This is a genomic window from Pinisolibacter sp. DMC19, assembly GCF_056313985.1.
This window is the reverse complement of sequence record NZ_JBQUZF010000002.1, coordinates 84,903-103,876: the sequence shown is the minus strand read 5'-3', so window position 1 is coordinate 103,876 and position 18,974 is coordinate 84,903. Positions and strand designations below refer to the sequence as shown.

Below are 18,974 nucleotides of genomic sequence, written 5' to 3'. Positions count from 1 at the left end.
GCGTCAAATGGCAACGAGCGACGTGGTGATATTGGGTATGTCTGCGTTAATGCACGGTTAATATCGCCACGAGTACGCGTTTTCGGCGCATTCGGATGCGTTCGAGGTGTGAAATTTCGGAAGATTTCGTAACGTAAACACTGTTGAACTTTGGTCTAGGTAACCCTTTCTCGCCTTCACCGATTGTTAGGGATGATCGTCGAGAGTCGGCAAGCGGGGTTTGCGCCTGCGGAGGCCGTCTTGGTGGTTGGGTTTCCTGTACGTTCGGCGGCGATGGGCCGGTTCGGATCGTGGGCGGTCGTCGCCCTGATCGTCGGGCACCTCGTGCTGATGCTCGCCACCCTGCATTGGGACGACCTTCGCGCCTCCCGCGACATTCCCTGGTTCGCTCTCGGCTTCGCCACGCTGATGGCCACCGGCCTCGGCGGCGCCGGTCTCGCCGCGGCGGCGGTCGGTGTCTTCGCCTCCACCTTCTTCGCGCTCTCCTACGCGGGCGAGCCCTTCGACCATGTCCTGCCGCTGTCGTTGATCGCCGTCGTCGAGCTGCTCGGCGGCCTCGTCGCGCTGGTCGGGCCGCGTTCGGTGCGGTCGGGGCGTTGGGCGACCGACTGGCTGCGCCGCGTCGCCGCCTTCGGCTTCCTCGTACCCGGTCTGGGGGCGCTCGCCGCCGGCATGGTGGTCGGTGACGTCGAGGAGGGCCTTCTCGTCGTCGTGCTCGATCGCTGGGGCTCCGAGTCCGCCGGTTCGCTGATGGCGCTGATGGCCGTCGCCGTCGTCGAGCACTGCACCGCGTCCGATTTCTCCGTCCGCCGTATCGCCGAGACGCTGCTCGGCGTCGCCGCGTCTCTCGCCATCATCGGCTTCTGCCGGGCCTTCCTGCCGACCCTGATGCCGATGTGCGTGCTGCCGCTCGCCATCGTCGGCATTCGCGGTTCGGTCGCGGCGACCGCGGCCGGCTCGCTCGTCGTGGCGATCGGCATCGCGTGGTCGCACCACTGGGGTTTCGTCGCCCTGGGCGACGTCGAGGTCTCCGCCTCGGTGGTCCAGCTCTGCGCCACCGCCCTCGTCGCCGGCCTGCCGATCGCCTTCGCCCTGCTGCGCGAGGAGATCGACAAGGAGCGCTCGCGCTCCCGCCGCAACGAGACCCGCTTCCGCGACGCCATGGAGCACTCGCCGTTCGGCATGGCGCTGCTGCGCCTCGACGGCGTCTGTTTCTCGGTCAACCGCGCACTCTGCGACATGTTCGCCTGCGAACCGGGAGACCTCGTCGGCAAGCGCCCCGGCGACATCGCGGCCGACGATCCGGAAGACTTCGATCGTCGGCTGGCGGGGCTGCTCGCCGGCGAATACGACGTCTTCACTGCCGAACGCCAGTATCGGCGCCGGGACGGTTCGACGCTCTGGGGTGTGGTCGCCGTGGCGATGGTGCGCGAGGGGGCGGAGCGCAAACCGGCCTATCTGATCGCCCAGCTCAACGACATCGAGGCCCGCCGCCGCGTCGAACAGGCGCTGGAACTGTCGGAGAGCCGTTGGAACTTCGCGCTGGAGAGCGCGCGCCAGGGCGTGTGGGACTACGACTATCGCCGCCGCGACACGTTCTATTCGCCGATGTGGGCGCGCATGATCGGTTACGAGCCGGGCGAGATCTCGGGCGAGGCCGACGCCTGGCTCTCGCTCGTCCACCCGCACGACCTGCCGATGCTGCTGCGCGAGGAGAAGCGCCACCTCGAGGGCGAGACGACGCAGTTCGAGTGCGAATTCCGCATGCGCCACAAGGATGGCCGTTGGGTCTGGATCCTCGACCGCGGCCGCGTCATCGCCCGCGACGAGAACGGCCAGCCGCTGCGCATGATCGGCACCCACACCGACATCACCGAGAACCGCAGCCTGACCGAGGCACTGCAGACCGAGAAGGAACGGCTGCGCATCACCCTCCATTCGATCGGCGACGGCGTGATCTGCACCGACGAGACCGGTCGCATCTCGCTGATGAACCCGATCGCCGAAGGCCTGACCGGCTGGAGCGAGGCCCATGCCCTCGGGCGCATCTGTTCCGCCGTCTTCCGCGCCGCGCGCGACGGCGAGGCGAACAGGGACGTGGTCTGCGCCGTCACCCGCGCGCTCGACAAGCGCGAGCGCGTCACCGAGGACGACGGGCTCGTCCTCGTCGCCCGTGACGGCACCCGCCTCGACATCGAGGCGACGGCATCGCCGGTCCTGAAGAAGAACGGTGAGCTGCTCGGCGCCGTGCTGGTCTTCCAGGACGTCACCCGCGCGCGCACCCTGCAGAAGGAACTCGCCCAGCTCGCCACCCACGATGCGCTGACCGGCCTGCGCAATCGCTCCGCCTTCGAGCAGACGCTCTCCGACTATTGCGCCGCCGCCCATCTCGACGGCTCGCGCCATTCGCTCTGTTTCGTCGATCTCGACCGCTTCAAGATCATCAACGACACCGCCGGCCACGCCGCCGGCGACGCGTTGTTGCGCGAGATCGGCCGTCTGATCCGCGGCGAGATGCGCCGCCACGACATCGTCGCCCGCCTCGGTGGCGACGAATTCGGCCTCCTGTTGGTCGACTGCGACATGGAGGATGCCCGTCTGATCGCCGAACGGCTGATCGAACGCATCGGCCGGGTCCGTTTCTCCTGGGATGGCCGGGTCTACGAGGTCGGCGCCTCGGTCGGCATCGCCCGCGTCGACGCCGAGATCCCGCTCGCCGCCGACGTCATGAGCCGCGCCGACGTCGCCTGCTATGCCGCCAAGGCCGCCGGCCGCAACCGCGTGTCGCTCTATCATCTCTCCGAGGGCGACGCCCGCCGCCATCACCACGAGCTGCACACCGCCGCCGGCATCCGTGCCGCGCTCGACACCGACCGTTTCGAGATCTACGCCCAGGAAATCCTCGACCTGCGTCCCGCCGGTCATCTCCAGTCGCACGCCGAACTGCTGGTGCGCATGCGCGACGACGCGGGGACGATCCTGCCGCCGGGCGCCTTCATCCCGGCCGCCGAACGCTACGGCCTGATGGCGGCGATCGATCGCTGGATGATCCATTCGGTGCTGCATCACCTCGACGAGGCGATCCTGGCGGTGCCGCGCCTGTCGGTGTCGATCAACCTGTCGGCCAACAGCCTCGACGATCCGGGCCTGCTCGCCTTCCTCGCCGCCGAGCTCGAGGATTCGCGCCTGCCGCCGCACCGGCTGCGGTTCGAGATCACCGAGACCTCGCTGATCAACAACATCACCCACGCCGGCAAGCTGGTCGAAGAGCTGCGCGCCGCCGGCTACGCCATCATGCTCGACGACTTCGGCGCCGGCCTCTCGTCCTTCGCCTATCTCGAGCAGTTCCCGGCCGACTATCTGAAGATCGACGGCTCCTTCGTGCGCAAGCTGACCACCAACCAGGTCGATCGCGCCATCGTCGAGAGCATCAACGACATCGGCCACAAGATCGGCGCCACCACCATCGCCGAGTTCGTCGAGGACGAGGAGACGTTGGAACAGCTGCGCGCCATCGGCGTCGACATGGTGCAGGGCTACCACGTCGCTCGTCCGGTACCGCTCGCCGAACTGCTCGAGCGGCTCGGCGGCAAGGCGCCCGTCGCCGCCCGCGACGTCGGTTGAGGGAAATTGGACGCATCGTTCGACGTCCGCGGTCTAGTCGTGCGGCGCCGTCGGGCGCATGTGAGAAGGGAAGCGACAGCCTCCCTGTCGCATGTTCTCCCAGGAGTGTCCGATGACCGTTCGTCCCGTGCTCGACGCGGCTTCCCTCGATCTTCTCTTCCGCGAAGCCCGCACCCACGGTGCCTGGCAGGACCGCCCCGTCGACGACGCCACGCTGCGCCAGGCGGTCGAACTGACCGAATGGGGCCCGACCGCCGCCAACAGCGTGCCGCTGCGCCTCGTCTTCGTCCGCTCGGCCGAGGCCAAGGAGAAGCTGCGCCCGACGCTCGCCCCCGGCAACGTCGACAAGACCATGGCCGCGCCGGTGACCGCGATCGTCGCCTATGATCCGAAGTTCTTCGACCAGCTGCCGAAGCTCTTCCCCCATGCCGACGCCCGTGCCTGGTTCGCCGGCCAGCCGCACGCCGAGCCGACCGCCCGCATGAACGCGGCGCTGCAGGCCGGTTACTTCATCCTCGCCCTGCGCTCGCTCGGCCTCGATGCCGGCCCGATGACCGGCTACGACGCCGCCGCCTGCGACGCCGCCTTCTTCGCCGACGGCTCGGCCAAGTCCTTCATGCTGGTCAACATCGGCTACGGCGACGCGACGAAGCTCTTCCCGCGCCTGCCGCGCCTCGCCTTCGAAGACGTCGCCGCCGTCGCCTGACGACCGCGAGACGGACGCCGGAAAAAGAAGAGGGGAGGCCGCGAGGCCTCCCCTTCGTCGTTTCGGGACGTCGTCTCGACGTCGGCGTGGGCCTCAGTTCCCGCGGGCGTCGGCGACGGCGCGGCGCTTCATCCGGGTGCGGAACCAGCCCGAGGTCTTGCGGATCGCGACGTAGAACACCGGCGTCAGGAACAGGCCGACGATGGTGACGCCGATCATGCCCCACATCACCGCCGTGCCGAGTGCGCGCCGCATCTCGGCGCCGGGGCCGGTGGCGAAGGCGAGCGGCACGACGCCGAGGATGAAGGCGAAGGCCGTCATCAGGATCGGACGCAGACGCAGGCGGCAGGCCTCGATCGCCGCGGCGATCGGCCCGTCGCGTTTCTGGATCTCGTGCTGGGCCGCGAACTCGACGATCAGGATCGCGTTCTTGGCGGCGAGGCCGATCAGCACGATGAGACCGATCTGGGTCAGGATGTTGTTGTCCATGCCTCGGCCCCAGACGCCGAGCAGAGCGGCACCGACGCCGAGCGGCACGATCAGGATGATCGACATCGGCAGCGTCCAGCTCTCGTACTGGGCGGCGAGCACCAGGAAGACGAAGAGCACCGACAGCGCGAAGATGCCGATCGTCGAGCCGGCCGCGACCTTTTCCTGGAAGGCGAGTTCTGTCCACTGGAAGCCGGTGCCCGACGGCAGGATCGAGCGCGCCAGCGCCTCCATCCGGTCGAGCGCCACGCCCGACGACACGCCCGGCCCGGCCTGACCCTGCAGCGGGATCGAGGTGTACATGTTGTAGCGCTGGATCAGCGACGGACCCGCCACCTCGCGCACCGAGACGATGGTGCCGAGCGGCACCAGCGCGCCGTTCGACGACCGGACCTTGATCTGGGCGAGATCGTCGGCGGTCATGCGGAACTCGGCGTCGGCCTGGGCACGGACCTGGTAGACGCGGCCGAAGGCGTTGAAGTCGTTGACGTAGGCCGAGCCGAAGTTCTGCTGAAGGGCGTCGAACACGGCGCCCATCGGCACGTTCAGCATCTGCGCCTTGGTGCGGTCGACGTCGAGCCAGACCTGCGGCGTCGAGGCGGTGAAGGTGGTGAAGACGCGCGACAGCTGCGGGTCCTTCGCCGCAGCCCCCATCATCTGATAGGTCAGGCCGAGGATGCGTCGCATGTCGGCGCTGTCGCGCTCCTGGATCTGCAGCTTGAAGCCGCCCTGGTTGCCGAGGCCGCGCACCGGCGGCGGCGGCACCGCGATGGTGAAGGCCTCCTGCATCGGTGCCAGCGCCTTCAGGATGTCGCCGACGATCTTGTCGGCCGTCAGCCCCTTCTTCAGGCGTTCGTCGAAGGGAATGAAGGGCGTGAACAGCACCGCGCCGTTGGACGACGGTGTGAAGGTCGCGGCGTTGATGCCGGCGATCTCGACGGTCGCCTGGATGCCCGGGATGTCGCGCACCCGCTTGCCGGCCTCGTCGACCGCCGCCTGGGTGCGGGTCAGCGAGGCGCCGTCGGGCAGCTGGACGATGACCAGCGCATAGCCCTGGTCCTGGTTCGGGATGAAGCCGGTCGGCAGGACCTTGGCGAGCCACAGCGTGCCGGCGATGAGGCCGACATAGACCGCCAGCGCCGTCACCCGGTGGCGGACGACGAAGCCGACGCCGATCGCATAGGCGTTCGACAGCGCGTCGAAGGCGGCGTTGAAGCGGTTGGTGAAGCCGTGCCACAGATGCGTCAGGAAGCCTTCCGGCTCGCCCGGCGCATGCGGCTTGAGCAGCAGCGCGGCGAGTGCCGGCGACAGCGTCAGCGAGTTCACCGCCGAGATCATCGTCGACACCGCGATGGTGACGGCGAACTGGCGATAGAACTGCCCGGTGATGCCCGACACGAAGGCGGTGGGCACGAACACCGCCGCCAGCACCAGCGCGATGGCGATGACGGCGGTGCCGACTTCGTCCATCGTGGTGTGGGCGGCGTCGCGCGGCCGCATGCCGTCGCGGATGTTGCGCTCGACGTTCTCGACCACGACGATCGCGTCGTCGACGACGATGCCGATCGCCAGCACGAGGCCGAACAGCGTCAGCGTGTTGAGCGAGTAGCCGAGCGCCGCCAGTGCCGCGAAGGTGCCGATCAGCGACACCGGGATCGCCGCGAGCGGGATCAGCGCGGTGCGCCAGGACTGCAGGAACACGATGACGACGATGACGACCAGCACGATCGCTTCGAACAGCGATTCGTAGACCGCGTCGACCGAGGCCTGGATGTAGTCGGTCGGGTTGAAGCCGATCGTGTAGGTCAGCCCCGGCGGGAACGACTGGGCGAGCTCCGTCATCTGGTCGCGGATCTGCTTGGCGGCGGCCAGTGCATTGGTGCCGGGCCGCTGGAACACACCGAGATTGACCGCGGGCTTGCCCGAGAAGGCGGAGGTGTTGGTGTAGCTCTGGGCGCCGATCTCGACGCGGGCGACGTCCCTCAGCCGCACCACGCGGCCGTCGGCGGTCGAACGGACGATGACGTCCTCGAATTGCTTCGGCTCGGCGAAACGGCCCTGCGTACGCACCACGAACTCGAAGGCGTTGTCCTTGGGCGCCGGCTGGGCGCCGAGCGTGCCGGACGAAACCTGGACGTTCTGCGCCTGCACCGCCTTGATCACGTCGTCGGCGACCATGCCGAGGCCGGCGAGCTTCGAGGGATCGAGCCAGATGCGCAGGCTGTAGAGCCGCTCGCCGAAGATCGTCACCTCGCCGACGCCGTCGAGGCGCAGCAAGGGATCGCGGACGTTGGCGCGGGCGTAGTTCGACACGTAGAGCGGGTCGAGCGAGCCGTCGGGCGAGTACATCGTCAGCACCATCATGATGTCTGGCGACGACTTGTTGGTGGTGACGCCGGTCTGCTGCACGGCGGTCGGCAGGCGGGGCAGGGCGACGGCGACGCGGTTCTGCACCAGAACCTGCGCCTTGTTGAGGTCGGTGCCGAGCTTGAAGGTGATGGTCAGCGCGACGGAGCCGTCGGCCGACGAATAGGAGGACATGTAGAGCATGTCCTCGACGCCGTTGATCTGCTCCTCGAGCGGCGTCGCGACGGTGGCGGCCACCGTCTCGGCGTCGGCGCCGGGATAGTTGGCGCGCACGACGATGGTCGGCGGCGCGATCTCGGGATACTGCGACACCGGCAGCGCGTTGAACGCCACCAGGCCGACGATCACCATCAGGATCGACAGGACCGAGGCGAAGATCGGCCGGCGAACGAAGAAATGGGCGAAACGCATGGGATCTCGCCTCGCTTCAGCGCTGCCCCGCCGGCGCGGCGGCGACGGGCGGCAACTGGGTCGGCTGCGGCGTCACCTTCACGCCGGGACGGATGCGCACGATGCCGTTGATCGCGATGGTCTCGGTGCCCTCGAGCCCCGAGCGGATCAGGCGATAGCCGTCGATCTTCGGCCCGGGCACCACCGGCGTCGGCTTGACCGAACCGTCCTCGCCGATCTGATAGACGATGCGGCGGGTCTGGTCGGAGGCGATCGCCTCGTCGGGGATCAGCACGCCCTTCTTCGGCCCGCCGACGAACAGGCGGACGCGGCCGAAGAGACCGGGGGTGAGGAAGCGATCGGCATTGTTCACCTTGGCGCGCAGACGCATGGTGCCCGAGGACTGATCGACCCGGTTGTCGACGAAGTCGATCTTCGCCTCGCGCTTCGGCTCGGCCTCGTCGGAGGTGCCGACGAAGGCCGTCGAGCCGACGATCGAGCCCTTGCCCGAGGCCAGGTGCGCGCGCTCGAGGCCGAGGAAGGTGCCTTCGTCGAGATCGAAGTAGAAGTCGATCGGGTCGGACCCGACGATCGTCGTCAGCGACGTGTCGGCGGCGCCGATCAGCGTGCCTTCCGACACCAGCGTCCGCGACAGGCGGCCGTCGAAGGGCGCGCGGATCTCGGTGAACTCGAGATTGAGTTCGGCGGCGGCGAGCGCCGCCTTGTTGCCGGCGGCGCGCGCCTGGGCCGCCAGCAGCGTCTGCCGGCGCTGATCGAAGACCTGCTCGGTGATGTTGCCCGACTTCTGCAGCGCCTGGGCGCGCTCGAAGTCGGCATTGGCGAACTGCAGCGCCGTCTCGTCGACGGCGACCGCCGACTTCGCCTGATCGACCGCCGCCCGGTAGGGGCGCGGATCGATGACGAAGAGCAGGTCGCCCTTCTTGACCTGGGCACCGTCGGTGAAGGCCACCCGCTGCAGATAGCCGGCGACGCGCGCCTTGATGGTCACCGACTGGATCGCATCGAAGCGCCCGGTGAACACCTGGGTTTCCTGCACGTCGCGCACCACCGGCTTGGCGACGGTGACGGCGGGACCCGCCGGCGGTCCGCCGGCGGGTGCGCTCTGTCCGACGGCTTCCCGAGGGAGCGCAGCGAACAGCGCGACGGCGGCGACGGTGGTGGTGGCAGCGATGAGACGGACGGCGGAGACCCGCATGGAAACCTCGACGAAACGGAACGAGGCCGGAGAGTCGCTCCAGCCTCGTGCGATATCAGCATGATTACGGACCGCGCGTCACCTGAAGATTTCGTCAGGACTGCAAGATCCTTCAGGCGGCGGCCGGTGCGCGGGCCTTCGCCTCGTCGACCAGAGCCCGGAGACGCCGGGCCGCCTCGGGCGAGAACTCGGCGGCGACGTATTCCACGCCCATCTCGTGACCGTTGACCCAGCGCACGACCGCAGGGCAGTCGAGGCCGGGCAGGGCCGACAGGCTGACCCGGTCGCCGACCAGGAAGCCCGCGAAGTCGCCTTCGAGCTCCAACGCCAGCTTGGCACCGGAATGGGAGACGTCGACGCAGACCGCCTTGCTCTGCGTGCCGTCGTGGAGGACGCCGACGGCATGGCCGGCGGGCATCCGCTCTTCTGCCGTCAGACGACGATCGAGCGGGCCGCGACGCAGGCGGGTCAGGAACTCGCGGACGGTCTCGGCGAGGCGTGCGCCCTCAGACGAGATCCGCCGCGACGTGGTGCCGAGGTCGGCGGCGAGCGTCGCCGTCTCGCGGGCGATCTCGGAAATGCCGGCGACGTTCTCGCTCACCGCCCGCGACCCTTCGAAGGCGTTGGCGACGTTGTGGGCGATCTCGCCGGTCGCCTCGATCTGGGTCTCGATCGAGCCGCGCATGGCGCCGGTCGAGGCGTCGATCTCGGCGATCGTGCCGCCGATGCCGGAGATGCTCTCGACCGCCGCGCGGGTCGCCGACTGCACCTCGGTGATGTGGGCGGCGATCTCGGCGGTCGCCTTGGCGGTCTGGTCGGCGAGGTTCTTGACCTCGGAAGCGACGACCGCGAAGCCGCGGCCCGCCTCGCCGGCGCGCGCCGCTTCGATGGTGGCGTTGAGGGCGAGGAGGTTGGTCTGGCCGGCGACCTGATCGATCAGACCGATCACCGCGCCGATCTTCTCCGCCGCCGTCGACAGGCCGGAGACGATGCGGCCGGTCTCCTCGGCGCGGGCGACGGCGTTGCGGGCGATGGTCGCCGAGCGGTCGATCTCGGCGCCGATGCCGCGGGCCGACTGCGACAGGCGTTCGGCCGCTTCCGCGGCGCGGCGGACGTCGGCGGAGGCCTCCTGCGAGGTCTCGACGGCCGAGCCGGCGCGGCGATCGGTGGCGTCGGCGCCGTCGCTCATCCGTTCCGCCGTCGTCCCCATGCCGCCGGCCGAGACCGTGAGGCTCTCGACGATCGAGTTGATCGTCTCGGCGAAGTCCTCGGTCGAGACGTTGAACGACTGGACGCGCTCCTGGATGACGTCGGTCGCCTCGTTGATCGTCTCGGAGGCGCGGCGATAGGCGCCGTGCATGCCGTCCGGCAGGATGCGGCGCCAGTATCGATTGTGCCGCACCGCGTCCATCGAGGCGCTGGATTCGCGCACGAAGGCATCGACGTGGTCGGCCATGTCGTTGATCGCGTCGGTCAGCGCGCCGGCCATGCCGGGCCGGTCGAAGGCGAGGTCGCGGACTTCGAAGTCGCCGCGCGCCAGCGCCGCGCAGACGTCGACCGCTCGGCCGACGCCGGCGGCGACGCGCGCCGCGACCCACAGCGACCATGCGGTCGCGGCCCCCGCCGCGCCGAGGAGGCCGAGCGCCACCCAGGGGGCGTCGAGAGCGACCGCGCCACCGGCTCCGGCGATCGCGACGAGGCCGGCGATGCCGGGAACGAGCGCCTCAGAGCGAAAAGACGAGTTCGTCATAGCTGCTGGCCTTCGACTTCACGATGTCCAGGAGCTGCGCGAAGGATGCGCGCAGTCCGTCCTTGGCGTTGGCATGCGACGCCTCGGTGGCGAGCAGCGTGCGATAGAGCGGCGTGATCACCCCGTCGACGACGCGACGGTCGGGAACCCGACGGTTGGAGTGATAGCCGGTCACGTGGCCTGCGTTGTCGTAGGACGGCGTCACGTGGGCGAAGACCCAATAGTATTCGCCCCCGCGCGCCATGTTCTTCACATAGGCGAAGACTTCTTTCTCCTCCGCCAGGCGATCCCAGAGTAGTTTGAACACGCAGCGCGGCATGTCGGGATGGCGGATGATCGAATGCGGCGCGCCCATCAACTCGGCGCGCGAATAGCCCGCCACCTTGGCGAAGGTGGTGTTGGCGTAGGTGATCCGACCTTTCAGGTCGGTCTTGGAGACGATGATTTCGTCTGGATCGAAAGTAACCTCTCGATCCTTGGGTGTGACCCGTGGCGCCATGGAAACGTCGATCCCCGGACGATGTTTCGATCCGCCGACGTTGGACCCGAGAGGGTTAAGAAAGTGTCATCTTGGAAGAAGAGCGCGCCGACGCCCCGCGAAGAGACGGAGTGTTCAAAGAAAAATTTTGGCAATGTTTCTGTGATGCGTATGTATACGATCACGCTCGACGCGGTGAACGCACGAGCCCACGACGCATTCTGCGGTATCCGAGTGAGCGAAGCGGTGGCGTCAGGCGCGCGAGAGCTTCATCGGGCGTCCGTCGGGTCCCTTGATCGGGAAGAGGCCGGCCTGGAAGGCGACGCTCATGTGGCCGGCCTTCTCGATCGCCGTCGCGGCGAGATCGGCGGGCAGCTCGGCCTTCACCGCCCCGGCGAAGAGTTCCATCCAGCGGTCGAAGTGATCGGGTTCGATGTCGAGCTTCCAGTGCGGCGGGAAGGGGCGGCCCTGATAGCGTTCGGTGCCGAGCAGCTGGCGCGACCAGAAGTCGATGATGATCTGCAGGTGTTCCTCGAGATGGGGCAGGGCGCGCAGCAGCGGATCGAGCAGCGGATCGCCGGCCCAACCGTCGTAGAAGCGGCGCACCATGCGCTCGATGGCGGCTTCGGCGTCGTCGTCGTGCGCCGGAGCAGCGGCAGAGGAGGCGGTCATCGTGGCGGTCCCTTTCGAGGCCGTTAGACGCCGCGGTTACCGCCGACTTGGCAATTCGTGAAATGCCGGATGTGCGGCGCGATCGTCTGCGACTTTCGGCGAATGTCGACGATGTCCGGTGTCGGACACGCGACAGGAATCCGACATGTCCGACGGACAATTCCGACGTCGGCGCGCGGCGACAAGTCTGGAATCCCTCGAAAACCGCCGTTCGCGCGTCTCTGGCACGGGGCTTGCGAAATCTCCCTCGAACCATGCCGAGGGGAGTGGTCGAGATGAACCAGCCGATGATTTCCTTGGACAGCATCCTGACGCCGATCGACGCGGATGCCCTCCAGAAGACCGCCTCTTCGGGCGGGTGTTCGTCGTCCTCCTGCGGCTCGTCCGCCAAGCCCGAGGACATGGACGAGGCCACGTGGGAGAAGATCAAGGATCATCCCTGCTACTCCGAAGAGGCCCACCACTATTTCGCCCGCATGCACGTCGCCGTGGCGCCGGCCTGCAACATCCAGTGCAACTACTGCAATCGGAAGTACGACTGCGCCAACGAGAGCCGCCCCGGCGTCGTCTCGGAGAAGCTGACGCCCGATCAGGCGATGCGCAAGGTGGTGACGGTCGCCAACGAGGTGCCGCAGCTCTCGGTCCTCGGCATCGCCGGTCCCGGCGACGCCTGCTACGACTGGAAGAAGACCAAAGCGACCTTCGAGGCGATCTCGCTCGAGATCCCCGACATCAAGCTCTGCATCTCGACCAACGGTCTGGCGCTGCCCGACCACGTCGACGAGCTGGCGCAGATGAACGTCGACCACGTCACGATCACCATCAACATGGTCGATCCCGAGATCGGCGCGAAGATCTATCCCTGGATCTTCTACAACAAGCGCCGCTACGAGGGCGTCGAGGCCGCCCGCATCCTGCACGAGCGCCAGATGCTCGGCCTGGAGATGCTGACGGAACGCGGCATCCTGACCAAGATCAACTCGGTTCTGATCCCCGGCGTCAACGACGAGCATCTGCTCGAAGTGAACAAGTGGGTGAAGGAGCGCGGCGCCTTCCTGCACAACGTCATGCCGCTGATCTCCGATCCGGCGCACGGCACCCACTACGGCCTGACCGGCCAGCGCGGACCGACCCCGGCGGAGCTGAAGGACCTGCAGGACAAGCTCGAGGGCGGCGCCAAGCTGATGCGTCATTGCCGCCAGTGCCGCGCCGACGCCGTCGGCCTGCTCGGCGAGGACCGCGGTCAGGAGTTCACCCTCGACCAGCTGCCCGAGACCGTCACCTACGACGCTTCCAAGCGTGAGGCCTATCGCGAGATCGTCGCCAAGGAGCGCGGCGATCACGTCGAGGCGAAGCACGCGGCGGTCGCCGCGGTCAAGGAGACCGCGGTCGAGGCCAAGCTGCTGGTCGCGGTCGCCACCCAGGGCGGCGGTCGCATCAACCAGCACTTCGGCCACGCCAAGGAGTTCCAGGTCTACGAGGCGGGTCCGAAGGGCATCACCTTCGTCGGCCACCGCAAGGTCGAGGCCCAGTACTGCGAAGGCGGCTGGGGCGAGGACGCCACCCTCGACACGGTCATCGCGGCGCTCGAGGGCGTCGAGGTGGTGCTGTGCTCGAAGATCGGCGACTGCCCGAAGGACATGCTGACGGCGGCCGGCATCCGCGCCACCGACGACTACGCCTTCGACTACATCGAAACCGCCATCGGCGCGCTCTACGCGACCGAGTTCGGCATCGAGAGCTCCGCGGCCGTCGCCTGAGGCGACACCGCACGCGGCGCACCCCTCCGGGCGCGCCGCACACCTTCGTGGGTGGCGACGGAACTTGAGCCGTCGCGCGCTCGCGTCGGGTCCGGCTTCGGCCGGACGGCCCCCAGCCGGCAGGAAACTGCCGATACGACGTGACGACACCAGGAGACGGGCTCATGGCCTTCAAGATCATCTCTTCCCAATGCACCACCTGCGGCGCCTGCGAATTCGAGTGCCCGTCGGCGGCGATCAAGTTCAAGGGCGAGACCTACATCATCGACCCGGCGAAGTGCACCGAGTGCGACGGCCTGGACACCCAGCAGTGTGCTTCCGTCTGCCCGGTGCCCAAGACCTGCATCAAGGCCTGACGCCGCGCTCGGTGGCCGGGAGGGACGGCGACCATGAGCGATGGCTTCGAAGGCACGCTGCGGATCCAGCCGGTCGACGAGGACGAGACCGTCGACTGGCTGGGCAACCCGATTTCCTGCCGGGACTGTCCGCACGACGAGAACCGTGCGGCCGGTCTCTGCGAGTTCGGGCGCACCTGCGTCAACGACCGGCGCGGCAAGCGGATCGACCGCTTCTTCGCGGCCAATCCGGCGCAGGCCGATCGCTACCTCGATCATCCTTATTTCGAGGTGAGGACGCTGGCGGCGAAATACGCCAGCCCCTTCCGGCTCGGAGTTCTGATGAACGATCCCGAGCCCGACGTCCGCGCCATGGTGGCGCTGCGTCTGCCCAAGCCGCGGATCCGGGGCTTCGCCCGTGATCCCGACCGGCGGGTGCGCATGACGGTCGTCAGGCGTCTCGACGCCGAGGACCTCGTGCCGCTGCTCTCGGATGCCGACTACGGCGTCCGCATGGCGGCGGCCCGTCGCGCGCCGCCCGCGCTCCTCGTCGGCGTGATGCACGACGAGGACGACGAAATTCGCCGCGAGGCGGCCCGTCGCGTCGATCCGCGCCATCTCGGTGCGTTGATCCTCGATCCCGACCCGACGGTCCGTCTGGTGGTCGCCGAGCGACTGGCGCCGGAACGGCTGCACGCTCTGGCGAAGGATCCGGACGTTCGGGTGCGGTTCACCGTCGCCGAACGCCTGCCTCTCGCCGATCTCGCGGCCATGGCCGGGGACGTCGAGGCGATCGTCCGCGAGGCGGTCGAGGCACGACTGAAGACCGAAGGAGAGCGCTGATGGGCCTCGCACGCGAAGAAGAAGTCGAGATCCGCAAGGCCCCGGTCTTCAAGCCCGGCGAGCGGGTCGTCGCCCGCCGCCTCGTCAAGAACGACGGCACCTATCCGCGCAAGGACATCGGCGAGCCGCTGGTGATGAAGGGCGACGTCGGCTACGTGCGCGACATCGGCACCTTCCTGCAGATGTTCTGGATCTACGCGGTCGAATGGACCGAACGCGGCACCATCGTCGGCATGCGCGGCAAGGAGCTGGTCTCCATGGACGCCGAGCCCGAGGAAGCCGCCCGCTACCGCGCCGATGCCGCCGCGCGGGCCGCCCGCGACGCTGCCCACGACACCGACCACGCACTCGGCGAAGCGGCCGAATGACCCCTCCGGCGCGCGCCCCGCGCCACCCGCATCCGGCGCCGGGGAATGGCGCCACCGCCCACGAAAGGCCCATGACATGAAGGTGATGCTCCGCAACACGCCCAAGGGGCTCTCCGCCTACATCCCCAAGAAGGATCTCGAGGAACCGGTCGTCGAGGTCGAGAAGGAGGGGATGTGGGGCGGTTCGATCAAGATGAAGAACGGCTGGGTTCTGGTCCTGCCCGACATGCCGGCCGAAACCAAGCTGCCGATCACCGTCAACGCCCGCAAGATCGGCGACGACGAGGAGTGAGGCCCGTCCTTCTCCCCTCGAGGGAGAAGGTGGCCCGAAGGGCCGGATGAGGGGGCGCCGGCAGAGCCGGCGAACCGACCGAGCCCGACCACACGACGAGACGAGGAGAGACCATGACCATGATCGCCACCGCCGAGCCCGTCGTGCTGACCGGGGCCGCTGCCGAGGCCAAGCTCGCCGACGTCCGTTTCGGTCTCGAGGCCGACCGGCTGATCCCCTTCCTCGGGCCGGACCTCGCCGCGCTCGACGGCGAGGCGCCGATCCCGCTGCTGCCCGAGGCGGTCGCGGCCCGGCTGCACGCCAAGGCGCCGGCGCCGTCGCGGATCCGCACCAACATGTGGTCGGTCGCCCAGTTCATCGAACAGCGCCGTCATCGCAACACGCTGGTCGCCTTCATGGCGGAGATCTTCGGCCCCGCCGTCGCGCCCTCGAAGCTCCACGCCAAGCTCGCGACCCTGCCGCTCGCCCTGATCGTCGACACCTGGTACGACAGCGCCGCCCGCGCCGCGCTGAAGGCGTCCGGCCGCACCGACTGGGTCGAGATCCAGGGCATCACGCGCGCCGGCGTCAACGCCGACATCTGGTTCCGCGCCTACGGTCCCGACGGGGCGGAACTCGCGCCCGCGACGGCCGACACCGCCAAGACCGTGCTCTACAAGCCGCACGGCGCCGTCGCCCCGGCCAAGAACTTCCTCGTCGCCGACAGCGACTATGTCGAGGTTCTGACCGAGATCGACATCCAGACGCCGATCCCGGAGGTGGTGAAGGGCATCCGCGCCACCCGCGGCTTCGTCTTCGTCGGCTGTCGCTTCCACGACCAGATGCTGCGCACCTACGCCCGCCAGATCGCCAAGCGCTCCGCCGGTCCGCTGGTCGTGGTGACGGAGACGGCGGGGTTGACCAAGAACGAACTGAAGTTCTTCGCCGAGATCGGCGCCGAGGTGGTCGACCTGCCGCTTTCCCGCGCCGTCGATCTGCTGGTGGATTGAGGGCGAGCGTGACCCCGCGCGCGGTGCGGCATTCGCCGTGCACCGCGTGGTCCTCCGCCTCCCGCCGTCGACACGCCCGCCCTGCGACGGCGTGCGTTGCCGTCGCCGCGCCTCGGGTCTAGCCTCCCCCGTCCCACCGACGACCGGGAGCCCGCATGACCCTCCGCATCACCCGCGACACCCGCCTGTGCATGTCGATCTCGGCGCGTCCGTCGAACACCGGCACCCGCTTCCACAACTTCCTCTACGAGGAACTGGGGCTCGACTACGTCTACAAGGCCTTCGCGGTTTCCGACGCGGCCGGCGCGGTCACGGCCATCCGGGCGCTGTCGATCCGCGGCACGGCGGTGTCGATGCCGCACAAGGAGACGGTGATCCCGCTGGTCGACGAGCTCGACCCGTCCGCCGCCGCCATCGGCGCGGTCAACACCATCGTCAACACCGACGGGCACCTGAAGGCCTGGAACACCGACTATGTCGCGGTGGCGAAACTCGTCGTCGCCCATAACGTACCGGTGTCGACGCCGGTCGTGCTGCGCGGCGCCGGCGGCATGGGCAAGGCCGTCGCCGCGGCGCTGTGCGACGCGGGCTTCACGACCGGCACCATCGTCGCCCGCAACGAGGCCGCCGGCCGCGCGCTGGCCGACCGCTGCGGCTGGAGCTGGCGCGCGGACGTCGGCGACACGGCCGGTGCGATGCTCGTCAATGTCACGCCGATCGGCATGGCCGGCGGCGCCGACGCCGACGATCTCGCCTTCTCGGAAGCCGAGATCACCGCGGCGTCTCATGTCTTCGACGTCGTTGCGCTGCCCTCCGAGACGCCGACGATTCTCGCCGCCCGCCGGCTCGGCAGGCCGGTGATCACCGGTGCCGAGGTCATGACGCTGCAGGCGGTCGAACAATTCGTGCTCTACACCGGCATCCGCCCGGACGACGATCTGATCGCCCGCGCGAGCGCCTTCTCACGCGCCTGAGCCATCGGAGATCACCCCCATGAAGATCGTCTGGTCCCCCGACCATCTCGGCCATTCCGGTCAGGTCGAACTCGGCGCCGGCATCATCGAGCCCGGTTACGAGAAGCCCGAACGCCTCGCCTTCGTGCTCGCCGAGGCCGAACGCCGCGGCCTCGGCCCCTTCGTCGCGCCGACGACACAGAGCCTCGACACGGTGTGTCGGGTTCACGACGCCGACTACGTCGCCTTCCTCGCCGAGGCCTTCGATCTTTGGACCAAGGCCGGTTACGTCGGTCCGGCACTGCCGATGGTCTGGCCGACACACAATCTGCGCGCCGACCTGAAGCCGAAGGCGATCCGCGCCCTGCTCGGCTTCTATTCCTTCGACGGCGGCGCGAGTTTCGTCGAAGGCACCTGGAAGGCGATCGAGAGTTCGTTCCGCGTCGCGCTGACGGCGGCCGATCTCGTCGCCTCGGGCGAGCGCGTCGCCTTCGCCGGCTGCCGCCCGCCGGGCCACCACGCCGGCCGCCGCACCGCCGGCGGCTATTGCTACGTCAACAACGCCGCCTGCGCCGCCGAGCGCCTGCGAGAGAAGGGCGCGGGCCGCGTCGCGCTGCTCGACGTCGACTTCCACCACGGCAACGGCACGCAGGAGATCTTCTGGGATCGCTCCGACGTGTTCTTCGCCTCGATCCACGGCGACCCGGCGACCGAATACCCGTTCTTCCTCGGCGCCGCCGACGAAGTGGGCCAGGGCACCGGCGAGGGCTTCAACCTCAACCTGCCACTTCTCGCCGGCTCCGGCTTCGACGTCTGGGGCGCCGCGCTCGACACGGCGATCGACCGCATCCGCAAGGTCGGCGCCGAGGCGCTGGTGGTCTCGCTAGGCCTCGACACGTTCGAGGGCGATCCGATCAGCCATTTTCGCCTGAAGACGTCGGACTATCCCGAGATCGGCCGCAGGCTGGCGAAGCTCGGCCTGCCGACCGTCTTCGTGCTCGAGGGCGGCTACGCGGTGGAAGCGATCGGCCACAACGCCGTCGGCGTCCTGACCGGCTTCGAAGGCGCGTGAGGATTTTCCTTCTCCCCTTGCGGGAGAAGGGAGGCTCGTCCCTCACCACGCCGTCCCCGAAACGCCGAAAGCCCCGGCGAGCCGGGGCATCGACGTCGGGGCGGGAGCGTCCGCCTCAGGCGTGCGCCGGCAACGGCTTGCCGGCCTTGTGGGCGGCGATCCACTTGAGGAGCTCGGCGACGTGCTCGCTCTCCTCCTCGACGAACTCCTTGGCGAGCGCGGCGATCTCCGGATCGTCGGTCGTCTCGAGCACGTGGGCGTAGAAGGCGAGACCGGCGCGCTCGGCCGAGAGCGCGATCTCCAGCGCCTCGTCACGGGCGATGAAGGGATCGGCCGCCCAGATCGCGGCACGCTCCGGGCTCTCGCCCTGCGGCCAGTGGAACTCGTGCGGCGCCATCTCCGGGATCTCGCGGAAGCCCGAGCGCGCCTTGGCGTCGCTCATGTGCCACTTGGAATATTCCGAGAGCTTGCGGAAGAGCTTGCCGACATCGGCATTGCCCCAGGTCTCCATGCTGTCGGCGAGTTCACCGAACCGCAGCATGGCCTCTTCCTCGAGCTTGACGGCATAGGCCAGGAATTCCTCGACGTTCTTCATGTCGCGCTCCTCGTCGTCGCCCCGTCGCCCTGTCGCCGGGGAGGGGTAGGGGGCCGGGACGGATCGCCCCGGCCT

The 18,974-nt window shown here is 68.6% G+C and carries 16 protein-coding genes; 10 read left to right on the top strand and 6 right to left on the bottom strand.

Annotated features, from left to right (window positions below):
- Positions 1-273: 273 nt before the first annotated feature.
- A complete protein-coding gene (locus ACT53U_RS04765) occupies positions 274-3,624 on the top strand; it encodes an EAL domain-containing protein (protein WP_476153202.1) in 3,351 nt (1,116 codons plus the stop codon).
- Between the two features lie 112 nt (positions 3,625-3,736).
- Entirely contained in the window at positions 3,737-4,330 is a 594-nt protein-coding gene (locus ACT53U_RS04760; RefSeq protein WP_476153200.1) for a malonic semialdehyde reductase, read from the top strand.
- Between the two features lie 93 nt (positions 4,331-4,423).
- Here ACT53U_RS04760 and ACT53U_RS04755 read toward each other — a convergent pair whose 3' ends face one another.
- From ACT53U_RS04755 to ACT53U_RS04735, 5 genes are all read right to left on the bottom strand, one after another.
- Complete coding sequence (locus ACT53U_RS04755) at positions 4,424-7,597, bottom strand: efflux RND transporter permease subunit (RefSeq protein ID WP_476153198.1); 3,174 nt, start codon at positions 7,595-7,597, stop codon at positions 4,424-4,426.
- 16 nt (positions 7,598-7,613) lie between these two features.
- Positions 7,614-8,792, bottom strand: coding sequence for an efflux RND transporter periplasmic adaptor subunit (locus tag ACT53U_RS04750; protein ID WP_476153196.1), 1,179 nt, complete (start codon positions 8,790-8,792; stop codon positions 7,614-7,616).
- A 112-nt stretch (positions 8,793-8,904) separates the two neighbouring features.
- Positions 8,905-10,542 carry a methyl-accepting chemotaxis protein gene (locus ACT53U_RS04745; RefSeq protein ID WP_476153194.1) on the bottom strand — a complete coding sequence of 546 codons (1,638 nt, stop codon included), beginning with the start codon at positions 10,540-10,542 and terminating at the stop codon, positions 8,905-8,907.
- On the bottom strand, positions 10,517-11,041 hold the full coding sequence (locus tag ACT53U_RS04740) for a PAS domain-containing protein (protein ID WP_476153192.1): 525 nt from the start codon (positions 11,039-11,041) through the stop codon (positions 10,517-10,519). Before ACT53U_RS04740 ends, ACT53U_RS04745 begins: the two co-directional genes overlap by 26 nt.
- Before the next feature lie 231 nt (positions 11,042-11,272).
- Positions 11,273-11,692 (bottom strand): group III truncated hemoglobin, encoded by a 420-nt coding sequence (locus ACT53U_RS04735; protein WP_476153190.1) that lies wholly within the window; start codon positions 11,690-11,692, stop codon positions 11,273-11,275.
- 275 nt (positions 11,693-11,967) lie between these two features.
- Here ACT53U_RS04735 and nifB point away from each other — a divergent pair, with 275 nt between their 5' ends.
- The 8 genes from nifB (at position 11,968) to ACT53U_RS04695 (ending at position 18,304) form a co-directional block, all read left to right on the top strand.
- Positions 11,968-13,452 carry a nitrogenase cofactor biosynthesis protein NifB gene (nifB, locus tag ACT53U_RS04730; RefSeq protein ID WP_476153188.1) on the top strand — a complete coding sequence of 495 codons (1,485 nt, stop codon included), beginning with the start codon at positions 11,968-11,970 and terminating at the stop codon, positions 13,450-13,452.
- 164 nt (positions 13,453-13,616) lie between these two features.
- Complete coding sequence (locus tag ACT53U_RS04725) at positions 13,617-13,808, top strand: 4Fe-4S dicluster domain-containing protein (protein ID WP_476153185.1); 192 nt, start codon at positions 13,617-13,619, stop codon at positions 13,806-13,808.
- 33 nt (positions 13,809-13,841) lie between these two features.
- Entirely contained in the window at positions 13,842-14,630 is a 789-nt protein-coding gene (locus tag ACT53U_RS04720; RefSeq protein ID WP_476153184.1) for a 4Fe4S-binding leucine-rich repeat protein, read from the top strand.
- The gene (locus ACT53U_RS04715; protein WP_476153182.1) at positions 14,630-14,998 is read left to right on the top strand and encodes a nitrogen fixation protein NifZ; all 369 of its coding nucleotides are present in this window, start codon (positions 14,630-14,632) and stop codon (positions 14,996-14,998) included. The genes ACT53U_RS04720 and ACT53U_RS04715 overlap by 1 nt, the downstream gene beginning before the upstream one ends.
- 76 nt (positions 14,999-15,074) lie before the next feature.
- Positions 15,075-15,290 carry a putative nitrogen fixation protein NifT gene (gene nifT, locus ACT53U_RS04710; protein ID WP_476138043.1) on the top strand — a complete coding sequence of 72 codons (216 nt, stop codon included), beginning with the start codon at positions 15,075-15,077 and terminating at the stop codon, positions 15,288-15,290.
- A gap of 113 nt (positions 15,291-15,403) precedes the next feature.
- Positions 15,404-16,279, top strand: a complete 876-nt coding sequence (locus ACT53U_RS04705; RefSeq protein ID WP_476153180.1) for an SIR2 family NAD-dependent protein deacylase — start codon at positions 15,404-15,406, stop codon at positions 16,277-16,279.
- A gap of 155 nt (positions 16,280-16,434) precedes the next feature.
- Positions 16,435-17,253 carry a shikimate 5-dehydrogenase gene (locus tag ACT53U_RS04700; RefSeq protein ID WP_476153179.1) on the top strand — a complete coding sequence of 273 codons (819 nt, stop codon included), beginning with the start codon at positions 16,435-16,437 and terminating at the stop codon, positions 17,251-17,253.
- Between the two features lie 19 nt (positions 17,254-17,272).
- Positions 17,273-18,304 carry a histone deacetylase family protein gene (locus ACT53U_RS04695; protein WP_476153178.1) on the top strand — a complete coding sequence of 344 codons (1,032 nt, stop codon included), beginning with the start codon at positions 17,273-17,275 and terminating at the stop codon, positions 18,302-18,304.
- Positions 18,305-18,419: 115 nt separating this feature from the next.
- Here the strand turns inward: ACT53U_RS04695 and ACT53U_RS04690 are convergent, their stop codons facing one another.
- Positions 18,420-18,899: a rubrerythrin gene (locus ACT53U_RS04690; RefSeq protein WP_476153177.1), complete on the bottom strand. Its 480-nt coding sequence runs from the start codon at positions 18,897-18,899 to the stop codon at positions 18,420-18,422.
- Between the last annotated feature and the right edge of the window lie 75 nt (positions 18,900-18,974).